The organism is Micromonospora mangrovicola (assembly GCF_047200535.1).
In the GTDB taxonomy this organism is placed as follows: Bacteria; Actinomycetota; Actinomycetes; order Mycobacteriales; family Micromonosporaceae; genus Micromonospora.
Genome location: NZ_JBJZOG010000139.1, coordinates 1 through 13,107, shown reverse-complemented (window position 1 = coordinate 13,107; position 13,107 = coordinate 1). Strand labels below are relative to the sequence as shown.

At 70.3% G+C, this 13,107-nt stretch carries 10 protein-coding genes; 6 read left to right on the top strand and 4 right to left on the bottom strand.

The window, feature by feature from the left end:
- From ACL02O_RS31250 to ACL02O_RS31235, 4 genes are all read right to left on the bottom strand, one after another.
- Positions 1-631, bottom strand: a 631-nt coding sequence (locus tag ACL02O_RS31250; RefSeq protein ID WP_412821776.1) for a polysaccharide deacetylase family protein, incomplete at its 3' end; no start/stop codon positions are given.
- 4 nt (positions 632-635) lie between these two features.
- The gene (locus ACL02O_RS31245; RefSeq protein ID WP_412821775.1) at positions 636-1,499 is read right to left on the bottom strand and encodes a glycosyltransferase family 2 protein; all 864 of its coding nucleotides are present in this window, start codon (positions 1,497-1,499) and stop codon (positions 636-638) included.
- Positions 1,496-2,794, bottom strand: a complete 1,299-nt coding sequence (locus ACL02O_RS31240) for a glycosyltransferase family 4 protein (RefSeq protein ID WP_412821777.1) — start codon at positions 2,792-2,794, stop codon at positions 1,496-1,498. The genes ACL02O_RS31245 and ACL02O_RS31240 overlap by 4 nt, the downstream gene beginning before the upstream one ends.
- A gap of 203 nt (positions 2,795-2,997) precedes the next feature.
- A complete protein-coding gene (locus ACL02O_RS31235) occupies positions 2,998-3,639 on the bottom strand; it encodes a hypothetical protein (RefSeq protein ID WP_412821774.1) in 642 nt (213 codons plus the stop codon).
- 238 nt (positions 3,640-3,877) lie between these two features.
- Here ACL02O_RS31235 and ACL02O_RS31230 point away from each other — a divergent pair, with 238 nt between their 5' ends.
- The 6 genes from ACL02O_RS31230 (at position 3,878) to ACL02O_RS31205 (ending at position 13,103) form a co-directional block, all read left to right on the top strand.
- Positions 3,878-4,837 carry a YveK family protein gene (locus ACL02O_RS31230; protein ID WP_412821773.1) on the top strand — a complete coding sequence of 320 codons (960 nt, stop codon included), beginning with the start codon at positions 3,878-3,880 and terminating at the stop codon, positions 4,835-4,837.
- Positions 4,812-6,179: an O-antigen ligase family protein gene (locus ACL02O_RS31225; RefSeq protein ID WP_412821772.1), complete on the top strand. Its 1,368-nt coding sequence runs from the start codon at positions 4,812-4,814 to the stop codon at positions 6,177-6,179. The genes ACL02O_RS31230 and ACL02O_RS31225 overlap by 26 nt, the downstream gene beginning before the upstream one ends.
- Entirely contained in the window at positions 6,176-7,648 is a 1,473-nt protein-coding gene (locus ACL02O_RS31220) for an oligosaccharide flippase family protein (protein WP_412821771.1), read from the top strand. Before ACL02O_RS31225 ends, ACL02O_RS31220 begins: the two co-directional genes overlap by 4 nt.
- Before the next feature lie 23 nt (positions 7,649-7,671).
- The gene (locus tag ACL02O_RS31215) at positions 7,672-8,466 is read left to right on the top strand and encodes a glycosyltransferase family 2 protein (protein WP_412821770.1); all 795 of its coding nucleotides are present in this window, start codon (positions 7,672-7,674) and stop codon (positions 8,464-8,466) included.
- A gap of 47 nt (positions 8,467-8,513) precedes the next feature.
- Positions 8,514-9,710, top strand: a complete 1,197-nt coding sequence (locus ACL02O_RS31210; protein ID WP_412821769.1) for a hypothetical protein — start codon at positions 8,514-8,516, stop codon at positions 9,708-9,710.
- A gap of 399 nt (positions 9,711-10,109) precedes the next feature.
- Entirely contained in the window at positions 10,110-13,103 is a 2,994-nt protein-coding gene (locus tag ACL02O_RS31205) for a DUF4082 domain-containing protein (protein WP_412821768.1), read from the top strand.
- The last annotated feature ends 4 nt before the right edge of the window (positions 13,104-13,107 follow it).

Sequence of the window (13,107 nt, the reverse complement as noted above, 5' to 3'; positions counted from 1 at the left end):
CCCCCTCCCCCCCCCCCCCCTCCCCCCCCCCGCCTTTCTCCCGCAGCGAGGCGGGCGTGTCATCGCGGCGGACGCTGAACCTCGGCTGCAGCCACGCCGCTCGCCGGGCCGGTCTGCGGTCGCTGGTGAAGACCGCGGTGTAGCCGAGCCGTCGGAGCTCGCCGAGCGCCCGCCGGTCGTACTGTCCGAGCGGGCAGGCGGCCGTGGTGATGTCCTGCCGGATTACCCCGGCGAGGCGGTCACGGGCCGCCACGAGCTCGTCGTACGTCGTCTGCCCGTCCATCCCGCGCCACGAGCGGTGGTGCATCCCGTGCGTCCCGATCGTCATGCCGTGGCCCCGCAGCTCCTGTACGTCGTCCTCGTCGAGGCTGCCGGCCGTCCCGAGCCGCCCCGCCAGGACGAAGAAGTCGGCCGACAGGCCGCGTGCGGTGAGACCGGGCAGCCCGATCCGCAGGTCCGAGAGATTGCCGTCGTCGAAGCTGATCCGCACCGACGGCCACGTCGCCAACTCGTCCAGCAGGGCGTGGAACTGATCCCGTTGGATCCAGTAGCGCTCCTCGCCGGGCTCGAGTTCCCGGCGTGGCTCCCCGACACCGTGGAAACAGATGTTGATGTCGGTACCGGTTTCCACGCGGCTACTGGGTTCGGGCATGCGCTTCTTCCTGTCGGGATGAGTCGTCGCGCGCCCAACCGGCGGCACCGGTGCGGTCGCGCCGGGCGGACAGCGCGGCGAGGACCGTGATCGCCACATAGCAGATCGCGGCCGGGGCGAGCCAGGGTCGGGGGAGCACGACGTCGCGGAGCCAGGAGAGCCGGGCCGGCGGGCGGACGGTGGCGCCGACCTGGCCCTGGTCGGCGGCGGCCCGCATCGCCGAGTTGCCCCCTCGTACCCGGCTCAGCCGGCGGACCAGGTCCCGGGTGCGCCGCGGGGTCGCCACCCGCGAACTCACCGTGTCGACCTGGCACTTCTCGGCCGCGCCGAACAACGAATCGAGGAAGAGGTCGTCGGCCACCAGCGCCGGGAACCGGGCAAAGCGGCGTCGCCCGGCCTCGGCCAGCCCGACCACGCCGCGTCCGAAGAGACCGTCGCGGAAGACCGGTAGATGCCGGTGGATGCCGAAGTACGCGCGCACCAGCATCGGCCGGCCCGTCAGGTCGAGTTCCCGGCGTACCGTCGCGGCGAGGTGTGGTCCGTCGAGCGCTGCGGCGATCGCCCGTACCCCCTGGGTGGAGAGCACGACATCCGCGTCCAGATAGATCCGCGGAAAGCCCCGCGCGGCCTCGTCTCCGGCGTCGAGGGCGGCCGGCTTGCCTGCCTCGGCGAGCTCGATGACCCGTACCCCCGGCCGCGCGGCGGCGATCGCGGCGGTCCCGTCGGTGCAGCCGTTGGCGACGACGGTGACGTCGAACTCGCCAGGCGTGGCTTCGGCCAGCAGGGCGTCGAGGCAGCGGCCGATGACGGCGCATTCGTTGTGGGCGGCGACGACGATGCTGGTCACGGTGCGGTGACCCGCGCCGCTGTCTCCGGCCGGTCGCCCTCGGCCCGCCCGGCGTCGCGGCCGGGAGGGTTGACCGTCCCGGCCTCCGCGCCGACGGGGGAGGCGGGCGCGTCGACGCCGTGGGGCAGTCGCTTGGCGAGCAGCCGGCGCCACACCGCGATGTAGGCGTCGGCCTGGTGCTCCCAGGCGAGGCTCTCCCGGAAGCGGGTCAGGCCGACCGCCCGCATCCGCGCCCGGCGGGCGGGATCGTCCAGCAGTTCGTCGATGGCCTCGGCGAATTCCTCCGGCGCGCCGGTGGGGACGTAGGCCCCGGCCTCGCCCACGCTGCGTCGCGTCTCGATGAGGTCCACGGCCACGACCGGCACCCCGCGCCCGAGATACTCGACGGTCTTGGCCATGGTGGACAGCTGGTTCATCCGGGTCGGCAGATCGGGCTGGATCGCGATCGTCGCGCTGCGGAGCAGTTCGTCTACGGCCCTGCCGTCCAGCCACCCGGTGAACTCCACGACGTCCGTCAGGCCCCGGTCCGCGGCGAGCCTCTCCAGGGCGGGCATGCTCTCCCCGTCACCGGCGAGCACCATGCGCCAACCGGTGCGTCCGCGGCGGCGGGTCAACTGCTCGGCGGCGAGCACGGCGCCCTCCACGTTGTCCTGCGGACCGAAGACACCCAGGTAGACCACCTTCTGCTCCGGCTCCCGGGTATCCGCCGGCTCGGTCGTTTCGCTCGGCCGGGTTGTCTCCCCCTGGGTCGGACCGTTGCGGACCACCGTCACCCGTCCCGGCGCGACGCCCCGGCGTACGGCGTTGTCCTTGAACGATTCGTTGGTGGCCACGACCTCGGTGGCCGTGCGCAGGGTCAGCCACTCGAAGGCGCGCAGGACCCGGAAGGCCCACTTGTTCGGGGTACCGACACGGGACGCGTAGACCTCGGGACAGAGGTCGTGGTGGTCGAAGACCCAAGGGCGGCCCAGGCTCCGCAGCAGCAGCGCCAGCGGCCAGTAGACGTCGGGTGGATTGCACACCTGCACGGCGTGCGCCCGGCCCCGGAATATCTCGGCGAGCAGGCGGATCGCGATGCAGAAAAATGACCAGCCGAACTCGACGGCGTACGAGAACACGCCATGGCCGTACATCAAGATCGGATAGGGCCGAAGTCTGGTGCCGCGACTGCCTGGAAGGATACGCAGGCTCTTGTCACCACGCGGCGCGATGACGGTGACGTCGAAGCCGTTCGCCTCCAGGCTCAGGCATTCCCTGATGACTCGACGATCACGCTCGGCGGGAAGATTGGCCACGAGGATGGTGATTTGGGGCCGGGAACTTTTCACGTCCGGGTCACCTCGGTTGACTCGCGAGCTGATTCCCTGCGTACGCTCCCGGTCGGCGAAACGTGAAACAATCACCCTTTGGGTTGCCCGGCGTGTCGGGATGTTTACAGCCAGATCATCGAACCGGTCCACTCTCGGGTCCTGGCCTGCGCCGACGCCACCGCGCCCCGCTACCCGGCCGCGGCGACCGGCTGGCGCGGGCGGGATCTCCGGCGGCGGGCGAGCAGTTCGTCCGCCCAGAGCGTCACCGCCAGGGTCGCGACCATGCCGAGCAGCCCGGCGCCGGCCAGGGCCCGCGACGACGAGTGCGGCAGCAACGTCGCACTCGGCGGCACGAGCACCGCGATGGTGATGCGCAACTGCCGGGCCACCCGCCACCGGTCCTGCAAGCGCGTGAGCTCCTGCTCGAAGGCGGCCCGGAGGGCGGCGAGCGCGCGCAGCCCACTCTCCTCGTCGGACGCGATCGTCGTCACGGTCATCGAGCCGATCACGTACCGGGGCTCCTGGTTGGTGCCGGTGTTGCGGGGCTGGAACGCGTAGGGGCCGGTCACCCCCGCCGCCCGCAGACGAGCCTCGGCGTCGGGCGCGCTCAGCCGCTGCGCCACCGCGGCTCCGGTGATGGAGATCGACGGGTAGAGCCCGGTCATCGGGTTGGGCGCGTACGGCGAGACCGGCGGTTGCATCACGACGACCTCGGAGGCGAGGTAGCGGGGCGTGACCTGCTTCGCGCCGAGAGCGGCCAGCGCGGTGACCAATATGCCGACGACGACGAGATACCACCGTCGACGCAGCACTGCGAAAAGATCGGGCATATACATGCCTTCGGGTCCTTTCTGGTCTGCTCGCCGCCAATGCTGTCCGGTTACTCAGGCGTGGAGGATGCCACGCGGGTATGGACGAATGCAGCAAGCAACTCGACCGAATCGGAGGTAGCCCTCGTGGTCCGATCCGTATAGCTTGGCTTCGACCTTGGCGCCAAAAATCTCCACGGTGTCGTGGACAGCTCCGTATTCAGCGATGATTGACGTCCTAGAGGGGTAGGGGGGCGTCTTGGACCTGGGCGAGATCCTTTCGGTGGTTCGCACCCGGTGGTACATCATCCTGCCGATGATGCTCCTGGCGGTAGGACTCAGCGTGGGTGCCTTCGTGCTGGTGCCGACCACGTACGAGTCGACCACCACCGTCAGCCTGCTCAGCTCGCCGGCTGCGACCGACGCCGCCACCCCGGGCGACAACAACGAGAACCCGTTCCTCAACTTCAACGGATCGCTCGTCGCCACCGCCGACTTCCTCGGACGCAGCCTGCAGTCCACCGGTGCCCAGGCGGAGCTGCTCGACCTGGGGGTGACCGAGGACTTCGAGGTCGGGCTGGCCGAGGGAGCGCAGGGACCGTTCCTGACCTTCACGGTCACCGGCACGGACCCGGACCACCTTCTCGCCTCGACCGCGACGATCGCCCGGTACGCCGACGAGAAGCTGGCGAAGATCCAGGCGGAGAACGGCGTCAAGTCGCGCGACATGGTCCGGATGACGGAAATCATCCCGCCGCAGAAGCCCGAACCGCAGCTCAAGGACAAGCTCAAGGTGGTGATCGCGGCCGGTGGCGGCACCACCGCGCTCGCCGTGCTGCTGACGTTCGTGGTGGAGAGCCTGGCGCGTTCCCGCCGGCGACGTCAGGAGCCGACCGCGCCCGCCGCCGGGGGCTCCGCGAGCGTTCCGGCCCGACCGGCACCGCCCCGGCCGGCGCAACCGCCGGCGAACCCGCCCCGCCCCGCCCCTCCCGCCCCGGGCAAGCCCGTCGTCGCCAGCCGCGACGCCGAGCGCCGCGCCGATCCCGGCGGCGCCGAGGCGACGGTGATCCTCAACGTGCGGCCCGGGACGGGGCCGGCCCCGAGGCCGCAGGGCACGACGTGGAAGCCCGCGTCGCCGGCGACGCCGTCCACCACGTACCGGTCTTCCGAGCGGTCCCACGGCAGAGGCCAGAATGTCGACCGGCTTAACGGTAGCTAGCCGCCGACCTGCGGTCCCGGCGCCGCGGCGAACCGGCCGCGTCTACCCGTCCGAGCAGCATCTTGCCGGCTTCGGGCCGCATTCGCTGCTCACCCTCTACGTCGTTTTGTTGATGCTCGTGCCGTCCCGGCTGGTGTTCCCAGGCATCGGGGCGACCGGAACGGTGGCGAACCTCGCCGTGCTCGCCGGCCTGGTGTGGTTCCTGGTCAGCTGGTTGATGAGACGGGCCCGGCCGGCACCCTTCACCCGGGCGCCCCGGCTCGCCCTCCTCGGGATCGTGGTGGCCGTCCTGCTCAGCTACATCGCCGCCGCGCGACGGGACGCGGAGCCGCTCGAGGTCAGCGCGGCCGACCGGGGGCTCATCCAGCTCCTGGTGTGGACGTCCATCGTGCTGCTCGCCACCTCGGTCCGCAGCTACGACCACCTCGACCGCCTGTTGCGGGTCTTCGTGCGCTGCTGCACCGTCATCGCGGTCGTCGCCCTGGGCGAGTTCGTGCTGGGCACGAGCCTGACCGGCTGGATCGAGATCCCGGGGATGTCGAGCGGCGGCCAGGAGCTGGTCACCAGGGGCTCGTTCGTCCGGCCCACCGCGACTTCGGCGAACACGCTCGAACTCGCCACCGTCATGGCGCTGGCACTGCCGTTCGCGCTCCAGCAGGCGTTCCACGGCGGAGAGCGCGGCGCGCTGCGGCGCTGGCTGCCGGTCGTGCTGATCGCCGCGGGGGCCGTCACGACCGTCTCCCGTACCTCCGTCGTCGGTCTGGTCGTGGTGATGCTCGTGCTGCTGCCGACCTGGAGCGCGCGGCGGGTCGGGTGGACGTTCGCCACGGTGCTGCCGGCGCTGGCGGCCGCGAGGCTCTTGTTCCCGGGCCTCGTGGTGACGATCATCGGACTCTTCAGCGCGATGTTGAACGGCGGTGACAACAGCACCCAGTCCCGCACCGCGACCAGCGCGAGCGTCAACGCCTACATCGTCGAGCGGCCCTGGACCGGCCGCGGATTCGGCACCTTCCTGCCGCTGGTGTACCGCTACACCGACAACCAGTATCTCCTCGCCCTGTTGGAGATGGGCATCGTCGGCGTGGCGAGCATCGTCATCGTCTACGTCACCATGCTGCACTGCGGCGCAGCCGGCCGGCGACGGTTCACCGATCCGGCCCGCCGGGAGACCGGGCAGGCCTTCGTTGCTGTCGGATTCGTGATGCTCGTGGTGACCTTCACCTTCGACACGCTTAGCTTCCCGATGGTGGCCGGGACGACCTTCCTGTTTCTCGGTCTTTCGGGGGCGTACCTCGGCATCGCCCGCGCAGAGGAGCTCCAGAGGGGAGACCCGGCTCCGTGACGGACTTGAACCGGAAGGTCGCCGCGGCGGCCCGATGGAGCATGATCAACACCATCGTGCGGCGGGTCGGCACGTTCGCGACCGGCGTCGTGCTGGCACGGCTGTTCTTCGGCCCGTACGAGTGGGGGCTGTACGCCGTCGGGTTGCTGGTCCTGGCGATGCTGCTCTCCCTGAACGAGATGGGCGTCAGCCTGGCGCTGGTGCGCTGGCCGGAAGACATCCGACGGTTCGCGCCGACGGTCCTGACGCTGTCGACCCTCTCCAGCAGCGTCTTCTATCTCCTGCTCTTCGTCACGGCGCCGACGGTGGCGCGCCTGCTGGGGTCCCCCGAGGCGACGGCGATGCTGCGGCTGCTCTGCCTCACCGTGGTCATCGACGGCATCGCCTGTGTGCCGATCGGCAAGCTGAACCGCGAGTTCCAGCAGTTCCGGCGCACCGTTGTCGACGTCGCCAACTTCCTCGTGAACACGGTCGTCACGATCGCCCTGGCCGCCGCCGGGACGGGGGCGATGGCCTTCGCGTGGGGCTCGCTCGCGGGCAACGTCGTGGCGCTGATCGGCTTCGGGCTCTGTGCCCCGGACATGCTGCGGTTCGGCTGGGACCGGAAGCAGGCCGTGCGGCTGCTGCGGTTCGGGCTTCCCCTGGCCTCCGCGAGCCTGCTCACCCTCGGCATCGTCAACGTCGACTCGGTCGTCGTCAGCTCGGTGCTCGGTCCGGCCGCGCTCGGCCTGTACGCGATGGCCTTCAACATGTCGAGCTGGCCGGTCCGGATCGTGTCGGACACCGTGCGGCGGGTGTCCTACGCCGGTTTCTCCCGCCTCGCGGACTCGCCGGAGGCGTTCGCCGTCGGCTTCCAGCGGGCGCTGGCCGTGGTGCTGGCCGCCGCGGTGCCGTGCTGCGTGCTGCTGGGGGTGCTCGCCGACCCGGTCATCCGCCTGGTGTACGGCGACCAGTGGGCCGGGGCTGCGGTGGCGCTGCAGTTCCTGGTGGCGCTGGGCCTGATCCGGGTCGCCGTCGACCTGGCGTACGACTGCCTGGCCACTCGGGTGCGCAAGACCCTCATGGTGATGCAGGCCTGGTGGCTGTTCAGCCTCACCCCGGTGCTCCTGCTCTTCGCCCACGGGTCCGGAATCGAGGGCGTGGCCGCCGGGCAGGTGATGGTCGCCGGCCTGCTCGTCGCGCCGGTCTTCGTCGTGGTGCTGTCCCGGCTGGGCATCCGGCCCGCGTTGATGCTGCGGGCCTGCGTCCGGCCGGTGCTGGGCGGGGTGATGATGGGGGGCCTGGCCTGGGGGATGCACCTCCTCCTCGGTGGCGGCTTCCTGCCGCTGGCCATCATCGGAGTGGCCGCCCTGGCGGTGTATCTGCCCTTCGTCCTGCCGCTGCTACGGAGCTTGGGGTACCGGTCGCAACCCGACCGTGAAGCGGACCGCGACGGTGAGAAGTCGCTGGCGACGGTCGCACAGAGTTGAGTGGAGACTCAGAGATGGGTTGGGTGAAGCGGCGCCTGCGTGCCACCTTCGGCTGGCTGCCCCTCGAGGAGCTGCGCAACAAGGTGCTGCTCGGGCACACCGCGGTCGGGCTCTACCGGTTCGAACGGTCCGAGATCGCCCGGCTGCTCGCCACGCTGCCCGGCGGCGCCAAGCCCCGTGCCCTGGTCGCGACGATCGTGTTGACGTACAAGCGGCCGGACGGACTGCGCCGGGCGGTCGAGTCGGTGCTGGCGCAGACCGTGACCGACCATGTCGTCGTCGTCATCGACGACGGCGGCGACCAGATCCCCGAACTGCCGGCCGACCCCCGACTGCACGTGGTGAGCCTCCGGCGGAACATCAACGTGCTGGGGATCAGCCGCAACATCGGGATGGGCCTGACGGACTCCCGGTTCGTGGCGTTCCTCGACGACGACAACGTCTGGCACCCGCATCACCTGCAGACCGCGCTCGACCGGCTGCAGAGCGGCGACCCGTCGCGCCCCCGACCGGACGCGGTCTACACCGCGATGCGCCGGCTGACGCCGGACGGGCGGCAACGCGACGTCCTCTCCGTACCCTTCGACCGCAGGCTGGCCTGGGAGCGGTGCTTCCTCGACTCCAACCCCTTCGTGGCGAGACGGTCGTCCGACCTGGTGTTCAGCCGGCTGCGCCGCAGTTCCACCGTGGCGCCGAAGGAGGACTGGGAGCTGATCTACCGATTCAGCCGGCGGCACCGGGTGGAGCACATCCCGGAGCCGACCGTCGACTACGTGATCAACCCGAACAGCTACTGGACGGACTGGGAACTGCGGTAGTTCGGCTCGGCGCGGCACCGCCGGAGCCAGGAGGAGGTCAAGAGTCGATGCCGGAGAAGAGGCGCAGCACCGCCAGGCGCTGGCCGATCGTGGCCGCGGTCGGCACGCTCCTGGTCGGTGCGGCCGTGGCGGTGGTGGCGCTGGACCGTGGTGCGGCCGACCCGACCGGCTGCGCGACCCCGGCGGAATGCCACGCGGGGACCGCCGCCGCCGGGGACCCGACCGCCCCGACCACCGCCGATGAGGCGACCCCCGCGCCGACCGTCACCGCGGCGGGCTCCGCCTCCGCCGCGGCGCGGGCCGCCGACCCCACCGGTGGTGGCCGTTATCCCGCCCGCTTCTCCGTCGGCGCACCGGGCGTCGGGCGCTACCGGCAGTCGGACGCCCGGTTGCCCGTGCCGGCCGGCTACCGGGTGTTCGAACCGCACGACCGGGCCAGCAAGGAGTGGGACCTGTACGACTGCAAGGGCACGGTGAATCTCGACCGGATCTACTTCCGCGCCTTCGTCTACATCGGCACGAACTGCCACGGCACGGTCAACATCACAAACTCGATCATCGCTCCGCCGCCCGGCTCGGCCAACCGGGCCATCCTGGTCAACGCCAACTCGGCCGGCCGCCTCACCGTGAACATCAGGAACACGACCGTCCGGCCGGAGCCGGTCGGCGGCGGGCAGCAGAACGCCGCGCTGACCGACCACGCGATCAACGACTGTGCGACCTGCACGATCCGGCTCAGCGGCGTGGATGTGGCGAACACCGGCGGCATGTGCCTGTGCGGGGCCAACGTCACCATCGAGCGGAGCTGGCTCCACGACAACTACATCGCCCACCTCGCCGACCCGTCCCAGGCGCACACCGGGGGCGTCTTCCCGTACGGCGGCAGCGGGCCGGTGACGATCAGCAACAGTCGCCTCGAGCCGGGGGTCGACGCCTTCACCGGGAAGGAGGTGCCGGGCTACTGGAAGGCGATAACGGCGGTGTTGTTCACGCAGAGTCAGGGCGGCTCCACTTTGCGGAATTATCTGGTGCGGGACAGCTTCATCTCACTCGGCGCATTCGGCCTGTATGCGCAGGACGGGATCGGACTGCGACTGCACGACAATGTCTTCGGCCCGACACATTGGGGACGCACCAGCCAATGCGGACCGGACTGCCGGGTCACCTATGCGGAGTGGTCGAACAATGTCGTGGGTTCGATCGACGGCACGCCCTCAGGTGAGACGCTGCCCCGGCCGTCATGACCAGAATCCGCCCGGTCGGCGCCGCCCGGTGAGCCGAATGGCTGCACGGCGCGGAACGATCGTCGGTCGATGCCCGGCACCATACTGTCCGATCGGTGTGAACAGCCGACACCGCCAGATCTGGTATCTCCCTTCCGCTTACGTACGCTCAGGAGCGTCCGGCGGCCATCCTTTGAGAAGCAGGCGATCGGTATGAGATCTCGGGTTTTTCGAGCCGCGATAGCGGCGGCCACGGGAGCGGCCTTGGTGCTTCTTCCCGCGTCAGCGAGTTCCGCCGTGTCCGATCCTTGCGGCACCGGCTCCAACCCCGTTGTCTGTGAGAATTCCAAACAGGGCACACCGCGCGAGGACTGGTACGGCGAAAGCGCCTGGGGCGATATCGAGGGATTCGCCACCCGGATGAGCGTGCAGCCGGGCGAGACGCTCCAGTTGAAGGTGCAGTCCCCGACCACGTTCGACGTCGACATCTACCGGCTCGGCTACTACGGCGGCGACGGCGCTCGACGGATGCCGACCTCACCGGCGAGCAGCCTCCCCGCCCGCACCCAGCCGGCCTGCCTGCACGACGCCGGCACCGGCCTGGTGGACTGCGGCAACTGGACCACCAACGTGACCTGGACGGTGCCGTCCGACGCGGTCTCCGGGGTCTACCTCGCGACGCTCGACCAGCCGAACGGCGCCGGCTTCGCGCACGTGCCGTTCGTCGTCGCGGACCCGTCGAACCACTCCGACATCCTGGTGCAGACCTCGGACCAGACCTGGCAGGCGTACAACGACTGGGGCGGCCAGGACCTCTACGGTGGCGGCGGGCCGGCGTACGACGGCCGGGCCTACAAGGTGAGCTACAACCGCCCCATGCGGATCGCCGGCGACAACGGCATCCTGGCGGCCGAGTTCCCGATGATCTACTGGCTGGAGCGCAACGGGTACGACGTCAGTTACGCCTCGGGCATCGACGTCAGCACCAAACCGTCGATCCTGCTCGACCACAAGGTCTTCATGTCCTCCGGGCACGACGAGTACTGGAACCAGCCCCAGTGGGACAACGTGGTCGCCGCCCGCGAGGCCGGCGTCAACCTGGCCTTCTTCAGCGGCAACGAGATCTTCTGGCGCACCCGGCTGGAGCCCTCCGTCGCCAGCGGCGGCGGCGACAACCGCACCCTGGTCTGCTACAAGATGACCAAGATGCGGCAGAACCCGCCGAACGGAATCGCGGACCCGAGCGGGCAGTGGACCGGCACCTGGGTCGACTCGGCGGGCGCCGGCTCCGGTGGGGCCACCCCGCCCAACCAGCTCACCGGGACCATCTTCACGGTCAACGGCTACCGCAACGACGCGATCACCGTGCCGGCCGCGTACCGGAGCCTCCGGCTGTGGCGGAACATCCCGTCCATCAACAACCTGTCACCCGGGCAGGTGGCCACGTTCCCCGTCGGCACGCTCGGCTACGAGTGGGATTCCGACGTCGAGAACCCGGTCCGCCCGCCGGGCGCGGTGGCCTTCTCGTCGACGACGGTGTCCATCACCGACGGCACCCTGCTGCTGGACGAGGGGAACAACTACGGGAACGGCACGGCCACCCACAGCCTGATGGCCTACCGCGACCAGTCCTCCGGCGCGCTGGTCTTCGGTGCCGGCACCGTGCAGTGGTCGTGGGGGCTCAGCAGCCTGCACACGATGCTGGCGAGCACCGAGGACCAACGGATGCAGCAGGCGACCGTCAACATCCTCGCCGACATGGGCGCCCAGCCGCTCACCCGGCAGGCCAACCTGGTCGCCGCCACCAAGTCCACCGACACCACGGGACCGACGGTGGCCATGACCGCGCCGACGGCCGGCGCCACCGTGCCGGTCCTCACGCCGGTGACCGTCACCGGGACCGCGACGGAGGTCGGTGGCGGCCAGCTGGGGCGGGTGGAGGTCTCCACCGACGGTGGCGACACCTGGGCGGCGGCCACCGGGCAGGGGAACTGGTCCTACACCTGGACCCCGAGCACCCAGGGCACCGCGCAGATCATGGTCCGGGCCTCCGACGACAGCCTCAACATCGGGGCGGTCACCACCAGGACCGTGACCGTCGGGCCCCAGCAGTGCCCCTGCACGGCCTTCCCGACCACCGCCGTGCCGACCGGGATCGACTCCTACGACCCCTCGCCCAACGAACTCGGCGTGAAGTTCCGGGTCGGCGGGCCGAGCCTGGTCACAGGCGTGCGGTTCTACAAGGCCAGCACCAACACCGGCACGCACGTCGGCAAGCTGTGGACCGCGTCGGGGCAACTGCTCGCCTCGGGCACCTTCAGCAACGAGACCGCGAGCGGCTGGCAGACGCTGACCTTCGCCGATCCCGTGCCCGTCGCCGCCAACACCACCTATGTGGCGTCCTACTACACCCCCACCGGGCACTACTCGTACACCAGCAACTACTTCGCCGGCCAGGGCGCGGGGCTGGCCGCGGTGCAGCTGCTGCAGTCGGGTGTGGACGGCGCGAACGGGGTCTACCGGTACGGCACCGGCGGCGGCTTCCCGAACGCCAGCTGGAACGACACGAACTACTGGGTCGATGTCGTCGTCGACACGGTGGGAGCGGAGACCGAGCCTCCGACGATCACCGCGAAGACACCGGCGGCCGGGGCCACCGGTGTCGGGCTGAACGCCACGTTGACCGCGACCTTCAGCCACGATGTCGATCCGCAGACCATCGAGCACGCCCTCACCTCGAGCAGCGGCTCCGTCCCGGCCGGCTTCCACTACGACAACGCCACGCGCACGGTGACCATCCAGCCGCAGACCGCCCTGGCCCCGTCGACCACCTACACCGCCTCGGTGCAGGCGACCGACGCCTGGGGCAACGCGATGCCGACGCCCTACACCTGGACCTTCACCACCGGCACGTCGGTCAGTTGCCCCTGCTCGGTCTGGAACGACTCCGTGGTGCCCGCGATTCCGAGCTCCAGCGAGGTGAACTCGCTGGAGCTTGGCATGCGGTTCAGCTCGGCGCTGGACGGCTACGTGACGGGCGTGCGGTTCTACAAGGGCAGCGCCAACACCGGCACGCACACCGGTTCCCTCTGGTCGAACACCGGTACGCAGCTGGCCACCGGCACCTTCACGAACGAGAGCAGCAGCGGGTGGCAGACGCTGCTGTTCGACGCGCCGGTCGCCATCACCGCGAACACGCCGTACGTGGTCTCGTACCACACGGACGTGGGCCGGTACGCCTACACCGGCAACCACTTCACCCAACCCACGGTCTCCTACCCGCTGACGGCGCTGGCCGACTCGGCGAACGCCGGGAACGGGCTCTTCCGAGCCAGCACGGGTGTCGCCTTCCCGACCTCCACCTGGAACTCGGCGAACTACTGGGTTGATGTGGTCTTCACGACGACTCCGTGACGGC